The following is an 18,148-nucleotide window of genomic DNA, read 5'->3' as shown; positions in this document are numbered from 1 at the left end:
GTATATGCGGCGCCACGCGCGCCGCATCGCCGCCGTCAGATCGCCGTCAGATGTTGGTCACGCGCTGGCCCGCAGGCGGCTCGAAGTCAGTCACTTCCCGTATCAATCCGACTTTCAACGCTTCCGACGCCGTCAGGTGCAGGTCGGAATACTCGTGCACGCGCCAATTTTCTTCGGTCAGCTCGACATGGCTGCGCAGGATTTGCTCGGTGCGAGCATCGTCCGCCTGCAAGCCTTCGACGATGATGCGCAGTGCGTCCGGACGGGCGCCGTGCGGCGCGCTGGCGTGCGATTTGTGCACCATGAAGCGCGCGGTGTCGCTGGCATAGCGTTCAGCGCCAGCTAAAAACAGGATCACAGCGATCGACGCCACCGCGCCGGCGTTGTAAGTAACGATCTTGATCGGCAGTTTGCTCAGGTAGTTGTACAGGCAAATGCCGTCGCTGACGTAGCCGCCATTGGACTGGATCAGGATGTGGGCGGTGGTGATGCGGTCTTCCGTCATGTCGGCTACGGCGTCAAAGACACGGCGTACCATGTCACTGTTGACGTCTCCGGACAGCGTGAACCACGCATGTCCCTCGTAGCTGGTATGGTCTAGGCTCATGGCTGGGCTCTCAAAATAATGTGATTTATTCTAGCAAATTGCCGCCAAAATAGTTGCTGCCGGGTTCATTCGTGCGCAGCTGGGTAAGATTGACATTCAGGCCCTTCTGACATATATTCCCGAGTCTTGATCGGGAGAGGGCAATCCAGCGTTGCCGCCGAAGGGGCACTACCCAAAAACTCTCAGGCAAAAGGACCGGTCAAGGGGCTCTGAATGAGCTCAAACTCTGGAGAGAGATTGCAGCGGCAATCCACCGAAGGGGCGTGCGGCAGGCGAGGTTTTACTTCGCTCCGCTATCTCTCAGGTACAAAGGACAGAGGGGTTTAGGAATCATTGGCATTCCCTGTTAACCTCTTTTCGTTCGGAACGTACCATGACGCTCAAAGCTACCCCACTTAATAACGCACACCGCGCAGCCGGCGCCCGTATGGTCGATTTCGGCGGCTGGGACATGCCTGTCAACTACGGTTCGCAGATCGAAGAGCACAACGCCGTGCGTACCGACGTCGGCATGTTCGACGTGGCCCACATGTGCGTGGTCGACATCAAAGGCGAGAACGTGCGCGGCTTCCTGCGCGGCCTGCTGGCCAACAATGTCGACAAGTTGCAAGTATCGGGCAAGGCGCTCTACTCCTGCATGCTGAATCCAGAAGGCACCGTGATTGACGACTTGATCGTCTACTTCATCAACGAAAACTGGTTCCGCCTGGTGGTCAACGCCGGCACCGCCGAGAAGGACGTGGCGTGGATGCAGGCACAGAACAGCACCGGCCTGACCATCACCCAGCGTCGCGATGGCGACAACGCCATGGCGCTGATCGCCGTGCAAGGCCCGAACGCCCGCGCCAAGGTGTGGGAAGTGATCCCTGAATCGAAAGAAGGCACGGCCGAGATGAAGCCGTTCAACGTCGCCTTCGCGCAGAGCGCCGCTTTTGGCGAGGCGATGATCGCCCGCACCGGCTACACCGGCGAAGACGGTTTTGAAATCGGCGTCGCCGCTGAACAAGCCGAGAACCTGTGGAATGCACTGGTCGCCGCTGGTGTGAAGCCAGCAGGTCTGGGCGCGCGCGACACCCTGCGCCTGGAAGCCGGCATGAACCTGTACGGCCAGGACATGGACGAAACCGTGAACCCGCTGGATGCCGGCCTGGCATGGACCATCGACCTGGTGGCCGAGCGTGACTTCATCGGCAAGGCCGCACTGCAAGCCAAGGGCCAGAACGCCCAATTCGTCGGCCTGATCCTGCGCGAAAAAGGCGGCGTACTGCGCGCCCACCAAAAAGTCATCGTGGCCGGCACTGAAGCCACCGGCGAAATCACCAGTGGCACCTTCAGCCCGACCATGCAGCAAGCGATTGCACTGGCGCGCGTGCCGAACGGCGTGAACGTGGGCGACACCGTGCACGTGGAAATCCGCGACAAGAAGCTGGCCGCATCTGTGGTTAAATTGCCGTTCGTACGTAACGGTAAAATCCTGGCAGTCTAATTTATACCTCTCATCCATCTGGAGCTTTACATGAACATTCCTGCAGACCTGAAGTACACCGAATCCCACGAATGGGTACGCGCTGAAGCCGACGGCACCGTCACTGTAGGCATCACCGAGTACGCGCAGGACGCACTGGGTGACATCGTCTTCGTCGAACTGCCAAAAGTTGGCACCACCTACGGCGCCGGCGATGATGCCGCTGTAGTGGAATCGGTGAAAGCCGCCAGCGACATCTACGCACCAGTGGCCGGCGAAGTCGTGGCCGTGAACGAAGAAGTGGTGAACGCGCCTGAATCGATCAACGCCGACGCTTACGCCAACTGGCTGTTCAAGATCAAGCCAGCCGACGCCGGCGCGATCAACGGCCTGCTGGACGCAGCTGCCTACGGCAAAAACATCGGTTAATTCCCGTCGTCATCCCCGCGTAGGCGGGGAGCCATAGAGCGCCGGCTCCGGCCACTCAGTATGGGTTCCCGCTTGCGCGGGAACGACCGCCCTTCTTTCTCTCTGCCCTCGCCATATCATGACCCGCACCAGCCTGACCCAACTCGAAGCACGCGACGCCTTCATCGCCCGTCACATCGGCCCAGACGCCACCGAACAGCAGGAAATGCTGTCGGTCCTCGGTTACGCCACGCGCGCTGCCCTGATCGACGCCATCGTCCCGGCCAACATCCGCAACAAGGAAGCCCTGCCACTGGGCGCCTACACCCAGCCGATGCCGGAAAACGAAGCGCTGAACAAGCTGAAAAAAATCGCTTCGAAAAACAAGGTGCTCAAGTCGCTGATCGGCCAGGGCTACTACAACACGCTGACGCCGAACGTCGTCCTGCGTAACATCTTTGAAAACCCGGCCTGGTACACCGCCTACACGCCATACCAGCCAGAGATTTCGCAAGGCCGCCTGGAAGCGATCCTGAACTTCCAGCAAACCATCACCGACCTGACCGGCATGGGCATCGCCAACGCGTCGATGCTGGACGAAGGCACCGCCGCTGCGGAAGCCATGACGCTGATCCAGCGCGTGAGCAAGTCGAAATCGAACGTGTTCTACGTCGCCGACGACGTGCTGCCGCAAACGCTGGAAGTGATTCAGACCCGCGCCAAGCCGCTCGACATCATCGTAAAAACCTTCCACCCAGCCGAACTGGCAGCGGTGGGCGAATGCTTCGGCGTGCTGCTGCAATACCCAGGCGTGAACGGTAACGTGCGCGATTACAAAGCCGACGTGGAAGCCATCAAAGCCAAAGGCGCGATGGTGGTTGCTGCCGCCGACCTGCTGGCGCTGACCATGCTGACGCCTCCAGGCGAATGGGGCGCCGACGTCGTCGTCGGTAACTCGCAGCGCTTCGGCGTACCGCTGGGCTTTGGCGGCCCGCACGCTGGTTACATGGCCACCCGCGATGAATTCAAACGCTCGATGCCAGGCCGCCTGGTAGGCGTGACCATCGACGCACAAGGCAACAAGGCTTATCGTCTGGCGCTGCAAACCCGCGAGCAGCACATCCGCCGCGAAAAAGCCACCTCGAACATCTGCACCGCGCAGGTACTGCTGGCAGTGATGGCGTCGATGTACGCCGTCTACCACGGTCCGAAAGGCCTGCAGCAAATCGCCAAGCGCGTGCATCGCCTGACCGGCGTGCTGGCCGCGAACCTGAAAACGCTGGGCTACACCATCACCAACGACAGCTGGTTCGACACCCTGACCGTCAACGTTAAAAACGCCGAACAGCTACACGCATCGGCGCACTCGCACGGCGTCAACCTGCGCGTAATCGACGCTTCGCACGTTGGTGTGTCGCTGGACGAAACCACCACCCGCGAAGATATCGCGCTGCTGTGGACCGTGTTCTCGCACCCAGTCGGCGGCCCGGCCCACGGCCCGGACTTCGACACCGTGGAAGCTGGCGTTGACCGTTCGTTCCCTGAAGCGCTGGCGCGTACTTCCGCGTACCTGTCGCACCCAGTGTTCAACCGCTATCACTCGGAAACCGAGATGCTGCGCTACCTGCGTTCGCTGGCCGACAAAGACCTGGCGCTGGACCGCACCATGATCCCGCTGGGCTCCTGCACCATGAAGCTGAACGCCACCAGCGAAATGATCCCGGTGACCTGGCCAGAATTCTCGACCATGCACCCGTTCGCACCAGTCGCGCAAACCGCAGGCTACCGCGAGATGATCGACTCGCTGGAAGAAATGCTGTGCGCAGTGACCGGCTACGCCGCCGTCTCGCTGCAGCCTAACGCCGGCTCGCAAGGCGAATACGCCGGTCTGCTGGTGATCCAGGCTTACCACCAGTCGCGTGGCGAAGGCCATCGCAACATCTGCCTGATTCCATCGTCGGCGCACGGCACCAATCCGGCATCGGCTTCGATGGTCGGCATGCAGGTGGTGGTGACCGCTTGCGACGAAAACGGCAACGTCGATCTGGCGGACCTGAAAGCCAAAGCGGAACTGCACTCGAAGAACCTGGCCTGCGTGATGGTCACCTACCCTTCGACCCACGGCGTGTTCGAAGAAGGCATCCGCGAACTGTGCGAAATCGTTCATAGCCACGGCGGCCAAGTGTACGTCGACGGCGCCAACATGAATGCACTGGTGGGCGTGGCCGCACCGGGCGCGTTCGGCGGCGACGTATCGCACCTGAACCTGCACAAAACCTTCTGCATCCCACACGGCGGTGGTGGTCCAGGCGTTGGTCCTATCGGCGTCGGCGCGCACCTGGCCAAGTTCCTGCCTAACCAGCGCTCGAACGGCTACATCCGCGACAACGCTGGCATTGGTTCGGTATCGGCTGCGCCATATGGCTCGGCATCGATCCTGCCGATTTCGTGGATGTACATCGCCATGATGGGCGCAGAAGGCCTGACCGCTGCGACCGAAACCGCCATCCTGGGCGCCAACTACATCGCCCGTCGCCTGTCGCCGCACTACCCAGTGCTGTACTCGGGCCACGACGGCCTGGTGGCGCACGAGTGCATCATCGACCTGCGTCCGCTGCAGGATGCCACCGGCATCTCGAACGAAGACGTGGCCAAGCGCCTGATGGACTTCGGCTTCCACGCACCGACCATGTCGTTCCCGGTGCCGGGCACGCTGATGATCGAGCCGACCGAATCGGAATCAAAAGCCGAAATGGACCGCTTCATCGACGCCATGATCGCCATTCGCGGCGAAATCGCCAAAGTGGAAAGCGGCGAGTTCGACAAGCTGAACAACCCGCTGAAGTTTGCGCCACACACTGCGGAAGTGCTGACGGCCGACGTATGGGATCGCAAGTACTCGCGCGAAGTGGCGGCTTATCCGGTGCCATCGCTGCGCAAGCAAAAGTACTGGCCACCAGTCGGCCGCGCCGACAACGTCTACGGCGACCGCAACCTGTTCTGCGGCTGCGCGCCGATCAGCGACTACGAGTAAAAAATCCCTGCCAAGTGCCTGATGCTGTTTAGTTAAGAGCGTTTTTTACAACTGAACGGCGTAACACTAAGGAGGCGCCTTAACGGCCCGATCGTATTGTCGATCGGGCCGTTGTTCATTTCAGGCGCGGCAACAAGTCAATTCACATCGTTAAGCGGCTATTACGCAACACATTACAGTCGCTTACAAAAGTCCTGTCGCGGATTTCCCCAAATCCGACTATCTTTCCAATAGGCAAGTCTTTATTATTTCCCTTCAAAGTCTCCAGCCCGCACAGGATATGCCATGACTACTATCGACCTACCCGATACGGTTGTTCGCCCCGATGATATGGGCGCCGCCACGCCGCGCGACGATCAGCCCAACGGCGCCGGCCTGCTGGCCGCTGGCCTGTCTGCTACCGCACTGCTCAGCGCATGCGGCGGCGGCAACGATGGCGTCACCGCCGAGGTCGCCACGCCCAAAATGCAGGCCGAAGTGCTGCGGGTTGAGACCACAGGCACGAGCACAGTCACCGCGCCGATCGCCGCTGCCGACGCCTCGCGTTTTCTGGCGCAGGCATCGATGGGCGCCAACCGCGCGCTGATCGCTCAGGTGCAAGCGCAGGGCTACGCCGGCTGGCTCGACGCCCAGTTCGCCCTGCCCGCTTCTGGCACGCGCTGGGACTGGATGGCATCCAAGGGTTACAACGCCGCAGCCAACAAAAACAGTGAAGCCGGCTTCGACGCGGCCGCCTGGCGCAAGCTGATCACGTCGCCCGATACGCTGCGTCAGCGTGTCACGCTGGCGCTGTCTGAAATAGTGGTGACCGCCATCGACGGCCTGGTCGGGCTGGGCTGGCGCGCCTTTTCGGCCGCCGCCTACCTCGACCTGCTGGAAGCCAACGCCTTCGGCAATTATCGAACGCTGCTGGGCCAGATCTCGACCAGCGTGCCGATGGGGCAGTTTCTGACGTTCCGCGGCAGTATCAAGGCCAATCCCAGCACCGGCTCGCACCCCGACGAAAACTACGCGCGCGAACTGATGCAGCTGTTTAGCATCGGCCTGGTGCAGCTCAACCTGGACGGCACGCCCAAGCTGGTCAATGGCGCCCCGGTCTACACCTATGCCCAGGACGACGTCAGCGGCCTGGCGCGCATCTTCACCGGCTGGGATATCGACCTGGCCGGCGGCGACACCAGCACCCCGGACTTCATGCGCCGGCCGATGAAGCAGTATCCGGCCAAACACGAAACCGGCGCCTCGACCTTTCTCGACGCCACCGTCGGCACTGGCCTGGGCGGCGCCGACGCGTTGAAAGCGGCGCTCGACATCATCTTCGCGCATGCCAATGTCGGCCCTTTCATCAGCCGTCAATTGATACAACATCTGGTCACCAGCAATCCGAGCCCGGCTTACGTCAGCCGTATTGCTAGCGTTTTCAACAATGATGGCAAGGGCGTCAAAGGTAATCTGAAGGCGGTGATACGCGCGTTGCTGCTCGATCCCGAAGCGCGCCAGGCGCCGCCATCGGCCAGCGCCGCCAGCTTTGGCAAGCAACGCGAGCCGATCATGCGCTTCGTGAACTGGGCCCGCGCCTACAGCGCCACCTCCGCCAGTGATGCCTGGGCCATCGGCAACACCTCCGATCCGGCCCGCCGCCTGGGGCAAAGCCCGCTGCGCTCGCCGTCGGTGTTTAACTTTTTCCGCCCCGGTTACGTGCCGCCCAATAGCGGTATCGCCGCAGCGGCCCTGGTGGCGCCGGAGTTCCAGCTCACCGATGAATCGTCGGTGGTGGGCTACGTCAACTACATGCAGCATGCGGTGGCCAGCGGCGTCGGCGACGTGCTGGCTGATTACAGCAGCTTGATACCGCTGGCCGACACGGCGGCTACACTGCTGGCCGAAATCAACACCGTACTGGCAGCCGGCCAGTTAAGCGCAGCCACGCAGACGCTGATCGTCGGCGCGCTCAACGCCATGCCGCGTGGGACCGCCGCCGCCCGCCTGAATCGCATCTACGCCGCGCTGACGCTGACGCTGGCCGCGCCCGAATTCATCGTATTGAAATAAGCTGAATCAGCTGACGAAAGGAAGCCATTATGAGCCGTTCTTTTTCGGTAAGCGCCTCGCGCCGCGCCTTTTTGCAACGCGCCTCGGCACTCTCGGTGGCCGGCGTGGCCGCCCCGTGGGCACTTAACCTGGCCGCCATGGCCGAAGCCGCAGCCGCCAATGCGACCGACTACAAAGCCATCGTTTGCGTCTTCCTGTATGGCGGCAACGATTACGGCAATACGCTGATTCCTTACGATGCCAGCAGCTACAACGCCTATTACAATCTGCGTCCGACACTGGGCTACAGCCGCAGCAGCCTGACCGGCACGGTGCTGGTGCCGGCCACGGCGCCGCGCGATGCCGGCGACTTTGCGCGCCAGTACGCGATGGCGCCAGAACTGGCGCCGCTGCTGCCGATCTTCAACGCCGGCAAAATGGGTGTGATGCTCAACATCGGCACACTGGTGCAACCCACCACCAAGCTGCAATACACCAATAAGTCAGTGCCGCTGCCACCCAAGCTGTTTTCGCACAATGACCAGCAATCGGTATGGCAGTCGTCGGCGCCGGAAGGCGCGACGTCGGGCTGGGGTGGGCGCATGGGTGACCTGTTCGAGGCGGGCAACGGCAACGCCACGCTGACTTGCATCAATGTCTCTGGCAACGCGGTGTTCCTGTCCGGTAAAACGGCAGTGCAGTACCAGGTATCGGAGACTGGCCCGGTGTCGTTTGCGGCGCTGCAAAAGCCGATGTTCGGATCGAGTGCCGCCAGCGCTGCGCTGGCATCGCTGGTGACCCAGCCACGCACCCATTTGATGGAGCAGGAATATGCGCGCGTGACGGCACGCTCCATCAGCGTCAACGGCGCCCTGGGGTCGGCGTTGGCGGCGGCGCCAACCATCCAGACCGCCTTCCCCGAGAAGAACGACCTGGGTAACCAGCTGAAAATGGTTGCCAAGATGATCGCCAGCGCCGGCGCCCTGGGCGCCAAGCGCCAGGTGTTTTTCGTCTCGATGGGGGGCTTCGACACCCATACTGGTCTCGATACGACCCATCCCGGGCTGTTGACCGCCGTCGCCGACGCCCTCGCCGCATTTTATAAAACGACCGTCGAACTGGGCGTGGCCAACAATGTCACCGCCTTCACTGCCTCCGATTTCGGCCGCACCCTGACTGTGAATAACGCCGGCTCCGATCACGGCTGGGGTAGCATGCACTTCGTGCTAGGCGGCGCCGTCAAGGGACAGACTTTTTATGGCGTGCCGCCAGCCGTGGCCAACAATGGTCCGGATGACGTTGGCCAGGGCCGACTCCTGCCAACCACCTCGGTTGATCAATACGCGGCCACTCTGGGCAAATGGATGGGTGCTTCCGACACCGACCTGCTCAGCCTCCTGCCCAACCTGACCAATTACGACGCCTCAAAGCGTAACCTCAGTTTCGTCTGAGATTCGGGGCCGCCCGGTGGTAAGCCGCAAAAAAGCTTTGACTTGCTTACACCTGTCAGATATTCTTTACACATGAAATCAAAACATCTCACCGGTGATCAGTTGCTGGCGGCGCTTTCTGCACTGTCCAACCCACATCGGCTGCGGGTGGTGGCGGCGCTGGCGGTGGGGGGCAGGAACTATGTCAGCCAGTTGGCCCGTGAGTTGAATATCAGCCGCCCTTTGCTGCATCTGCATTTGCAGAAACTGGAGGAAGCGGGACTGGTCACCAGCAAGCTTGAACTGTCGGAAGACGGCAAGGCGCTGAATTTTTTTGAAGCCGCGCCATTCGCCATCGACCTGACGCCGGCCGCGATTGCCGAAGCAGTAAAAACTTTGACTACCAACCCGGAAAAATAGAGGCGTCTTATGTCTGAAGCAATTTACATCACCACGCTCGCCATCTTCTTTGGAACGATCTTCATGATTGTCTTGATTCGCTCGCAGACCAGCATCAAGAAGGCGCAGCTCCAGGCGCAAAATGAAGAGTCGTACCGCGCCATCGCCGAACGCGCGGTTGCTGCGCAAGAGGAAACGGCGGCGGCGCTGGCCGACCTGAAAACCCGCATTATCGCGATTGAAAAAGTACTGAAGGAAGTCGAGTAATCCAACCAACACCGAGGAGCCGCACCATGCCACACGTATCGCTGTTTCGCCTGTATTCGCTGAGAGTTGTGTATTTGATTATCGTGGTGGGATTGGCGCTGGTGGTGTGGCCAAGCGTCATTCATCACGACAAGCCCTGGGGGCTGTCGCAGGGCGTGGTCAAGTGCATGCTGACGGCGTTTAGCCTGCTGAGCGTGCTCGGCATCCGCTATCCGCTACAAATGATACCGGTGCTGCTGTGGGAGCTGACCTGGAAAACCATCTGGCTGCTGGTCGTCGCCCTGCCCGCATGGCAAAGCGGCACGGCGGACGAAGCCATCATCAGCACTACCTTCGAATGCCTGTTCGTGATCATCATTCCCCTCGCCATGCCGTGGAAATACGTCTACGCTCGCTACATCCAGCAACAGGGCGACCGCTGGAGCAACGAGTCGCCAACACTAGCTGCGCACGGAAGCCAGGCGTAGGCGAACGATGCGGTGGCTGCCGGCGGGACGGGTGGTGTCGGGTGGTTCGATGCCTTCGTCCAGTTTGAAGATGGCCACCGCTTCCGACAGGTAGAGCGCCTGCCGCTGCAAGGTGCTCGCTGCCGCCGCGGCCTGCTGCACCAGCGCCAGGTTTTGCTGCGTGATCTGGTCCATGCTGACGATGGCCTGCTGCATGCCCTGCACGCCCTGCCCCTGCGCCGTATTGCCTTCGCCGATACGGCCGAGAATGTCGCTCACCTGCCGCACTGAATCGACGATCTCGGTCATGCTGTCGGCCGCATCTTCCGCTGAGCGCGTGCCGCTGTCGATCTCCGCTACCGAATCCGCAATCAGCAGTTTGATTTCCTGTGCTGCCGTCGCCGAGCGCTGCGCCAATATGCGTACCTCACCCGCCACCACCGCAAAGCCTAGACCATGTTCGCCCGCGCGCGCTGCTTCCACCGCTGCGCTCAAGGCCAGCATGTGCGTCTGCACCGCCAACCCGTCGATCACGCCGACAATTTCCACCACCCGCCGCGAGCTGCCGCGGATCGACGCCATCATCACCACCAGCCGCTGCACCACGCCACCACCGCGTGCCGCGAAGCTGTTGGCGCAATGTGCCAGTTGGCCGGCCAGTTCGGCGTGCGTGGCAACCTGCGCCACCTGTCCGCTGATTGCCTGCATGGCGTCACTGGCGGCTTCCAGTTCGCCCGCTTGCGTACGCGTGCGCCGCGTCAGCAGCGCATTGCCTTGCGCGATTTCGCGTGACGCATTGTCGATCGACTGCGCTGACGCCAGTATCGTTTTCAGCGTGGTGTTCAGGTTGCGGATGCTGGTGTCCAACGCGCGCGAGGTTTCGGCGATTTCATCGCGCCCGTACACGCGCTGGCGCACAGTCAGGTTGCCCTCGGCCAGATCCACCGCTGCCGCGCCGATCTCGCGTACTTCTTTCAACATCGCATTCCGCACCGCCATCGTCACCAGCAGCGACAAGGCAATCGATAACGCCACCACTATCGGCATCCACGTCGACAGCACGCGGAAGTCAGTCTCGGCTTCGGCGTAGGCGTGCTCGCTCAGGCTTTGCTCCAGTTTGGACAACTCCTCCAGCCGCTGCGCCACCACGTCAAACGCCCGCTCGGCCTTGGACATGGCGTTGGCCGCCATCGACTGGTCGACCATCGCCAGCTCAATCACGTCCTGCATCGCCTTCACATACACGGTATGCGCAGCCTGCGACTGCATCACAAAACGGCGCTCAGCTGGATCGGATTGCGTGGCCATTTCCAGCTGCGCGAACTGGCGGTCCAGCGCCGCGTGACGCAAGTGGATGTCGCGCACCAGCGCATCCACACGCGGGGTCGAGAAGCTGGCGTTAATCCACGTGAGCAGCTGGTAGATTTCGGTATGCGCCTTGTGCGCATTGGCGACCAGGTCGGCCGCCGCCTTCAGGCGCACGGCGCGCTGCTGCACCATATTGTCGAGCGACTGGTTCTGCCGCACCAGTCCGAGATAGGCGCCCGCCGACAGCACAATCAGCAGGATCAGCACCACACCCGGCGCCAACAGCAGCTTGGGCCCGATTCGCAGTTTGCTTAACATGGTCTGCACGATGGCTCAGTGCTTGTAGATACCGGCTTCCAGCGCCACGTCCTCCACCCGCAGCACGAAGGTGCGCTTGGCTTCGACCTTGCCCGTCTCCGGATTGCGGAATTTGTAGTCGACCCAGCCGCGCCCCGGTCCGCGCGCCAGGGCCACCATATCCTGCCGAAACAGTTTGCCGTCGGCGTCCGGCACATCGAGCAAATTCTTGCCGATCAGCGCGGTCGTCGGATGCGCCACCGTGATGCCGTTCAAATCGCGCATCGCCAGGTACAACGCGCCCTGGTTGAATTCCGGATCCTTGCTGTTGATACGCGCCACCATCTCGGCACGGCCGTGCGTGCGCACGAACTGTGCGCCCTTCTCGGCCAGCGCCACCGCGTCTTTTTCATTCGGTGCGGCCTGCACCGCGCAGCACACCATCACAGCCATTCCGATCATCGCACGCATGATTCCCCCCGGCAGCCAAGATGTTGTAATCTACGTGAGCCAACCCAACGCGTTCTTGCGTTTGATCAATAGGCACGAAGTAACAACAGGAGCGATATGAAAGCATCGACCAAGGCGGCCCTGATATCAGCATTGATTTTTCCCGGACTGGGCCACCTCGCGTTGCAGCCGCGCCGCGCCGCACGCGGACTGGTGTTCCTGCTGCCCACTGCGGCTGCCGCGTTCTACCTGCTGCGCACTACGCTGCAGCTGGCCGACCGCATTTTGGACGAGCTGAACAGCGGCGCACTAGCCTTCGATCCGATTGCCATCACCGAGCGCATCCACAGCGCCGGCATCGACAATCCCGCCACCAATGCAGCCTCGCTGGTGTGCCTCGTGTGCTGGATAGCCGCAATAGCCGACGCACTCTGGCTGGGACGGCGTAGAATTGACGTTCCAACAACGCCAAGGGACACGCCATGAAACTCAGCAAGCTGATCCTGATTGCCGTACTCGCTGCCAGCACCGCACAAGCGCAAACCGGCACCATCCGCCGCACCGTCATTCAGAAAGCCGATGTCTCTGTCCCCGGCCGCGAAGCGGTGGTCGCCAAAGTGGAGCTGGATCCGGGCGTGGCCGCTGGCCGCCATTCACATCCCGGCGATGAAATCAGCTACGTGCTGGAAGGCGAAGGCGAGTTGCGCATCGAAGGTGAAGACCCGCGCCGCGTCAAGGCGGGCGAGTCGTTCGTGATCCCGGCCGGCACCATCCATGACGCCATTAACGTCGGCACCGGCACCATGAAACTGGTCGGTGTATACGTAGTCGAAAAAGGCAAGCCGCTGGCCACGCCCGCCAAATAAAGCGCTGTCATCAGGACTTCATCTGGCCGCACTACACTGGCGTGATGAATTTCCTGAACACGCGCCGTGCTGCATGCGCCTGCCTGCTGGCCTACGCCACCCTGCCCGCCCACGCCGGCCGTCCGATGACGGTGGACGATGCCGCCATCGTCGATCCTGGCCAATGCCAGCTGGAGACCTACGCCTTGCGTGCCGACGAGGTGCGCGAATTCTGGGCCACGCCAGCCTGCAACGTCGGCGGCACGTGGGAACTGGCGGCCGGCGGCGCCTGGATGGAAGACAACCGCCGCACCATGCATTACGGCCGCTTGCAAGCCAAGACCGTGTTCAAGACACTCGACCCCGGCGGCTGGGGCATCGGGCTGGTGCTGGCCAACCAGTTCCGCAGCGGGCGCGGCTTGGACGGCGACTTGTCGGCCAACATGCCACTCAGCTTTTCACTGCGCGACGACAGCGTGTTGCTGCACCTGAACGCCGGCGTGGTGCGCATGCAATCGCGGCGCCGTACCGATGCCAGCTGGGGTATCGGCGCCGAGTTCAAACTCAGCGAACGCAACTCGCTGACCGCCGAAACTTTCGGCCGCCAGCGCAGCGGTTCGCGTTACCAAGTCGGCTTCGCCCACGCGCTGATCCCGGATCACCTGCAAATCGACGCCACCTGGGGCAGCCGCATGGCGCGCGGCGCCAGCGAGCCGGTAGTCACGCTAGGACTGGTCCTGCAAACCAATTAGGCCGCCATGCGGCCGGACGGCAGCGCCGCCGGCGAGGCCATCAACTGCTGCCAGCGCAGGCGCAGCGCCACTACCGTCGCCACACCCACCGCGCCACCGAACCAGAACAGTGGCAAGCCCGGATACGTCTGATCTACCACCGCAAGCGTAATGTAGATCACCACCACCAGCGTGCTGACGGCGACCGTTAGCAGTGAATTCTGCTGCAACGGCGCGCTGGCGTAATCGCGCAGCAGCAAGCCGGCAAACGGCAGCATCAGCATCGCCAGCACAAAGGTAATGCCGCGCAGCTCGAACTGGCCCAGCACGATCATGTCGATGCACACAATCGCCAGCACCGACAGCCCCCACAAGCGCAGGCAGCGGAACATCAGCGTCCCCAGCAGCACACGGTTGATTTGCGCGGTAGCCGGCGCGGCCGGCGTCAGGCGATACAAGCCCTGCTCGCCGCTGTAGCGCACCATCTGCGTCGCCACCGTGGCCGCGTACATCAGCACGCTCATCATCAGCATGCCCTGCATCATGGTGCTGCACACCATCACGAAGATCTGGTCGGTCTGGCTCGCAAGATAGCGGCCGGCCCACGACATGGCGATCACCGACACCAGCGCGTAGGCAATCACGCCACCGTCATGCGCCGACGTGCCCAGCACGTGCATCATCTGACGGCCTTGGGCGGCGCCACGGCGGCTATCGAAACGCAGTGCCGCGTTGTAGGGCATGCGCAGCCACGCCAGCCAGCGCATGCCGCCGCCCGGCTCCGTGTTCAGCACCGTGCCCTTGGCACGCGCCAGCTGGCGGCTAAAGCATTGGTGCCATGCAAAGTGGCGGTCGCCGCCGCGCGGGAACACGGCGTGCAAGGCATGCCTGCCCAGCAGCGCCAGCAACACCGCGCCGATGGCGGTCACCAGCGGCTCACCCACCGTATCGGCCGCCGCCAGCAGCTTGTCCATCGGATGTTTGGTAATCCACATCGAGCCAACCACGATTACCGACGGCAGCAAGTTCAGCCAGTTGTAGCGCTGCGCGTACAGTACGTAGATGCTGAACAAGCCCGCCCCCAGCAGCCCGTAGCCGGGACGGTCCAGCAACAGCCAGCTCAGCGCTGCGGTGAACAGCGTGGCGACCAGATACAGCACCGCCGTCATGCGCATCAGGCTGGACCGCAGTCCCGGCACCAGCACCGCGTTCGATGGCAAGTTCTGCTGCACCGAGCTCTTCAGGATCGCACCGCACCACAAGTAAGCCAGGCCGCAGACCAGAAACAGCATCAGGAGATTGCCGAATGCCGGATTGCCAACGGTGTAGGCAAAAATCAGCTGCCCCACCGCGCAAGCGCCAACAAACCAGCTCAGGCGCACCAGCAGGCCGCAGGAGGCGCGGTCGCGCAGCACCTGCGTCACGAGTTGCCGGTTCATTTGGTCACCTCGACAAACAAGTCTTCCAGACTGAGATTTTTTCCTTCCAGCAATTCATCCAGCGCCCCTTGCAGCACAATCTTGCCACCCTGCAAGAACGCCACGTCCAGCGCCACCCGCTCCAGGTCAGACAAAATGTGGGTGGAGAAGATCACCGTGGTATCACGCTCGATCACATCGCTGATGAGTTCCTGCAGGAAATCCCGGCGCCCAACCGGGTCGAGGCTGGCGACTGGCTCATCCAGCACCAGCAGTTTCGGATCGTGGGCCAGCGCGCGGATGATGGAGAGGCGTTGTTTTTCGCCGCCAGAAAGCTTGCTGATATGCTTGGTTTGCTTGTCGCCGGCCAGTCCCCAGCGCTGCATCAGGCCATCCACCTTGGCCTGATTCCAGCGCGGATACAGCGCTTTGAAGTAATCCAGCAGTTGCAAGGGCGTCAACCATTCAAACAGTTCCGACTTTTGCGGCACGTAGCCGATGCTGGCCCTTGCCGTCTCATCCATCGCGCCGACCGGCTGGCCGAACAGCTTGACGCCGCCGGCATCAGCCTCGCGCAAGCCCAGCAAGCACTCCATCAACGTCGATTTACCCGCGCCATTGCGTCCGAGCAAGCCAATAACTTTACCCGGCTCAATATTCCAATTAACGCCCTGCAATACTTGCTGTTGACCAAAAGCTTTGTGCAGATTGTTTATTTCCACGACTGCTGGTTTCATTTAGTTTCTCCAAGAATTTTCGCAAACAGCGCCATCACAGTTTCATTATCCAATTCCAATTGCCGGGCTTCAGCGGCGGCGCGCTCCAGCGTCGGCCTTAAAAGATGTTCCGGGCCTTGCGGCGATTTACTATCGGCCACCAGCATGCCCACCCCGCGTGCGCGGCTTAATAAACCTTCGGTTTCCATCATGTTATAAGCCTTGGAAACCGTCATGGGATTAACGGCTAACGTCACCGCCACATCCCGCACCGACGGTAAAACATCGCCGGGTTTTAAAACGGCAGCGGCAATTAATCGCCGCACCTGCTCAATTAACTGGCGATAAATAGGATCCGACGAACCGGTCGTGATCGAGAACAAGGAAGAAGTGTGGGAGGCCATGATCTTCGTATTTGTGTATTAGTTGAGTAATACAGTAGGCTCATACACCGGCCTTGTCAAGCGAAGAATTTGATCCTCGCCAGAACTTGGCGAGAACGCGCCAAGACTTGGCTTGAAAGCTTGCTGCAGCCATAAAAAAACCCCGCACACGGCGGGGTTTCGTTGGAGCGAGGGAAACTCAGACCAGCTTGGCCGAGTGTTCGCGCGTTGCGTGGAACTGCAGTTTCGGCCAGCGTTCCTGGGTCAGGCGCAGGTTGACGCTGGAGGTCGCCAGATAGGCCAGATTACCAGCGGCATCGTAAGCGACGTTATGTCCGAGTTGGTCTTCAAAATCAGCCAACGCTTTTTTATCGTCACTGGAAACCCAGCGCGCGCTGCTGATACTGGTGCCTTCAAATACAGCGTCCACGCCATATTCATTCATCAGACGGCTGGCAACCACTTCAAACTGCAGCACGCCGACCGCGCCCAATACCAGTTCACCGCCCTGCACCGGTTTAAATACCTGTACCGCGCCCTCTTCGCCCAGCTGTTGCAAACCTTTATGCAGCTGTTTAATTTTCAGCGGATTACGGATACGCACCTGGCGGAAAAAGTCCGGGGCAAAAAATGGAATACCGGTAAAGGTCAGCATTTCGCCTTCGGAGAATGAATCGCCGATTTGCATATTGCCGTGATTCGGCAAGCCGATAATATCGCCGGCGTATGCCTCTTCCACTTGTTCGCGGGTAGACGCCATAAACGTCACCACCGACGATACCTTCACCTCACGTCCCAGACGCAAGTGCTTCACCTTCATGCCGCGCTCAAAGCGGCCCGAGCAGACGCGCAGGAAAGCAATCCGGTCGCGGTGCGCAGGGTCCATATTGGCCTGGATCTTGAACACGAAACCGGTGAACGGCTCTTCTTTCGGATCGACCGCACGCACGCTGGCGTCGCGTTCGCGTGGCGCCGGGGCCCAGTCGACCAGCGCCGACAGGATCTCGCGCACGCCGAAGTTGTTGATTGCCGAACCGAAGAACACCGGGGTTTGCACACCCGCCAGAAACTCTTCCAGGTTGAACGGGGTCGAGGCGCCGCTGACCAGCTCCACTTCCATGCGCAGCTGATCCATTTCCAGCGGGAACATTTCCTGCAGACGCGGGTTGTCGATGCCTTCGATGATCTCGAACGCGCCGTCGGCACGCTCTTCACCGGCCTTGAACAGCATGATGGTGTCGTTCAGCAGGTGGTACACACCGCGGAAATTCTTGCCCATGCCAATCGGCCAGGTCACCGGCGCGCACTGGATCTTCAGCACCGATTCCAGCTCGTCCAGCAATTCCAGCGGATCGCGGGTTTCGCGGTCCATCTTGTTCATGAAGGTGACGATAGGCGTGTTGCGCATGCGGCACACGTCCAGCAGCTTGATGGTCTGTGCTTCCACACCCTTGGCGGCGTCGATCACCATCAGCGCCGAGTCGACGGCGGTCAGCACGCGGTAGGTATCTTCCGAGAAGTCCTGGTGGCCCGGGGTGTCCAGCAGGTTGACCACGTGGTCGCGGAATTCAAACTGCATCACCGACGACGCCACCGAAATGCCGCGCTGCTTCTCGATCTCCATCCAGTCCGAGGTCGCGTGGCGGCCCGATTTACGGGCTTTCACGGTACCGGCCATCTGGATCGCGCCCGAGAACAGCAGCAGCTTTTCGGTCAGCGTGGTTTTACCCGCATCCGGGTGGGAGATGATGCCGAAGGTGCGGCGGCGCTGTACTTCGCGCGCAATCAGGGCCGGCGTTTTCAGGCCGGCCGCTGACGACGCGTCGTCGTTATTTTCAGGGATAGTGTTTTCGGTATCGTTGACCATTGTATCGGGGAGCTGAGGCGGTTCTGCAAACCCTCGATTATACCCC

Annotated in this window: 18 protein-coding genes and 2 riboswitches; of the genes, 11 read left to right on the top strand and 7 right to left on the bottom strand. The window is 61.3% G+C overall.

Going from position 1 to position 18,148, the window contains the following annotated elements:
* Positions 1 to 46: 46 nt before the first annotated feature.
* Positions 47 to 607 carry a ClpP family protease gene (locus GTP46_RS07705; protein WP_161006033.1) on the bottom strand — a complete coding sequence of 187 codons (561 nt, stop codon included), beginning with the start codon at positions 605 to 607 and terminating at the stop codon, positions 47 to 49.
* A 121-nt stretch (positions 608 to 728) separates the two neighbouring features.
* A riboswitch (glycine riboswitch) is annotated at positions 729 to 815 on the top strand.
* Positions 816 to 823: 8 nt separating this feature from the next.
* A riboswitch (glycine riboswitch) is annotated at positions 824 to 934 on the top strand.
* A 46-nt stretch (positions 935 to 980) separates the two neighbouring features.
* Here GTP46_RS07705 and gcvT point away from each other — a divergent pair.
* The 8 genes from gcvT to GTP46_RS07665 all read left to right on the top strand — a co-directional run bounded on the left by gcvT (position 981) and on the right by GTP46_RS07665 (position 10,108).
* On the top strand, positions 981 to 2,093 hold the full coding sequence (gene gcvT / locus GTP46_RS07700) for a glycine cleavage system aminomethyltransferase GcvT (protein ID WP_161006032.1): 1,113 nt from the start codon (positions 981 to 983) through the stop codon (positions 2,091 to 2,093).
* Between the two features lie 30 nt (positions 2,094 to 2,123).
* Positions 2,124 to 2,501 carry a glycine cleavage system protein GcvH gene (gcvH, locus tag GTP46_RS07695; RefSeq protein WP_161006031.1) on the top strand — a complete coding sequence of 126 codons (378 nt, stop codon included), beginning with the start codon at positions 2,124 to 2,126 and terminating at the stop codon, positions 2,499 to 2,501.
* Between the two features lie 118 nt (positions 2,502 to 2,619).
* Positions 2,620 to 5,514, top strand: a complete 2,895-nt coding sequence (gene gcvP, locus GTP46_RS07690) for an aminomethyl-transferring glycine dehydrogenase (RefSeq protein WP_161006030.1) — start codon at positions 2,620 to 2,622, stop codon at positions 5,512 to 5,514.
* A 285-nt stretch (positions 5,515 to 5,799) separates the two neighbouring features.
* Complete coding sequence (locus tag GTP46_RS07685) at positions 5,800 to 7,566, top strand: DUF1800 domain-containing protein (RefSeq protein WP_229258840.1); 1,767 nt, start codon at positions 5,800 to 5,802, stop codon at positions 7,564 to 7,566.
* 29 nt (positions 7,567 to 7,595) lie between these two features.
* Positions 7,596 to 8,996, top strand: coding sequence for a DUF1501 domain-containing protein (locus GTP46_RS07680; protein WP_202414184.1), 1,401 nt, complete (start codon positions 7,596 to 7,598; stop codon positions 8,994 to 8,996).
* Between the two features lie 72 nt (positions 8,997 to 9,068).
* Entirely contained in the window at positions 9,069 to 9,395 is a 327-nt protein-coding gene (locus tag GTP46_RS07675) for an ArsR/SmtB family transcription factor (protein WP_161006029.1), read from the top strand.
* A 9-nt stretch (positions 9,396 to 9,404) separates the two neighbouring features.
* A complete protein-coding gene (locus GTP46_RS07670; RefSeq protein ID WP_161006028.1) occupies positions 9,405 to 9,641 on the top strand; it encodes a hypothetical protein in 237 nt (78 codons plus the stop codon).
* Between the two features lie 26 nt (positions 9,642 to 9,667).
* Positions 9,668 to 10,108, top strand: coding sequence for a hypothetical protein (locus GTP46_RS07665; protein ID WP_161006027.1), 441 nt, complete (start codon positions 9,668 to 9,670; stop codon positions 10,106 to 10,108).
* On the opposite strand, the gene GTP46_RS07660 is transcribed toward GTP46_RS07665, so the two are convergent.
* Positions 10,082 to 11,713 carry a methyl-accepting chemotaxis protein gene (locus tag GTP46_RS07660; RefSeq protein WP_161006236.1) on the bottom strand — a complete coding sequence of 544 codons (1,632 nt, stop codon included), beginning with the start codon at positions 11,711 to 11,713 and terminating at the stop codon, positions 10,082 to 10,084. The genes GTP46_RS07665 and GTP46_RS07660 overlap by 27 nt on opposite strands.
* Positions 11,714 to 11,728: 15 nt before the next feature.
* Positions 11,729 to 12,163: a cache domain-containing protein gene (locus GTP46_RS07655; protein ID WP_161006026.1), complete on the bottom strand. Its 435-nt coding sequence runs from the start codon at positions 12,161 to 12,163 to the stop codon at positions 11,729 to 11,731.
* Between the two features lie 96 nt (positions 12,164 to 12,259).
* On the opposite strand from GTP46_RS07655, the gene GTP46_RS07650 reads away from it, so the two are divergent.
* From GTP46_RS07650 to GTP46_RS07640, 3 genes are read left to right on the top strand one after another with little or no spacing between them, the layout of a single operon-like run.
* A complete protein-coding gene (locus GTP46_RS07650; RefSeq protein WP_161006025.1) occupies positions 12,260 to 12,628 on the top strand; it encodes a hypothetical protein in 369 nt (122 codons plus the stop codon).
* Positions 12,625 to 13,008 carry a cupin domain-containing protein gene (locus tag GTP46_RS07645; RefSeq protein ID WP_161006024.1) on the top strand — a complete coding sequence of 128 codons (384 nt, stop codon included), beginning with the start codon at positions 12,625 to 12,627 and terminating at the stop codon, positions 13,006 to 13,008. Before GTP46_RS07650 ends, GTP46_RS07645 begins: the two co-directional genes overlap by 4 nt.
* 44 nt (positions 13,009 to 13,052) lie before the next feature.
* On the top strand, positions 13,053 to 13,739 hold the full coding sequence (locus GTP46_RS07640) for a PA4824 family protein (protein ID WP_161006023.1): 687 nt from the start codon (positions 13,053 to 13,055) through the stop codon (positions 13,737 to 13,739).
* Here GTP46_RS07640 and GTP46_RS07635 read toward each other — a convergent pair.
* From GTP46_RS07635 to GTP46_RS07620, 4 genes are all read right to left on the bottom strand, one after another.
* The gene (locus tag GTP46_RS07635; RefSeq protein WP_161006022.1) at positions 13,736 to 15,157 is read right to left on the bottom strand and encodes a hypothetical protein; all 1,422 of its coding nucleotides are present in this window, start codon (positions 15,155 to 15,157) and stop codon (positions 13,736 to 13,738) included. The two genes, GTP46_RS07640 and GTP46_RS07635, sit on opposite strands and share 4 nt — an antisense overlap.
* Complete coding sequence (locus GTP46_RS07630; RefSeq protein WP_161006021.1) at positions 15,154 to 15,873, bottom strand: ABC transporter ATP-binding protein; 720 nt, start codon at positions 15,871 to 15,873, stop codon at positions 15,154 to 15,156. The genes GTP46_RS07635 and GTP46_RS07630 overlap by 4 nt, the downstream gene beginning before the upstream one ends.
* A complete protein-coding gene (locus tag GTP46_RS07625) occupies positions 15,870 to 16,256 on the bottom strand; it encodes a GntR family transcriptional regulator (RefSeq protein ID WP_161006020.1) in 387 nt (128 codons plus the stop codon). Before GTP46_RS07625 ends, GTP46_RS07630 begins: the two co-directional genes overlap by 4 nt.
* A 178-nt stretch (positions 16,257 to 16,434) precedes the next feature.
* Positions 16,435 to 18,102 (bottom strand): peptide chain release factor 3, encoded by a 1,668-nt coding sequence (locus tag GTP46_RS07620; protein ID WP_161006019.1) that lies wholly within the window; start codon positions 18,100 to 18,102, stop codon positions 16,435 to 16,437.
* Positions 18,103 to 18,148 lie beyond the last annotated feature (46 nt).

It is taken from the genome of Duganella flavida, assembly GCF_009857445.1.
GTDB lineage: Bacteria > Pseudomonadota > Gammaproteobacteria > Burkholderiales > Burkholderiaceae_D > Rugamonas > Rugamonas flavida.
Note: the sequence above shows the minus strand (reverse complement) of the source record. Positions and strands in the feature narration are given on the sequence as shown.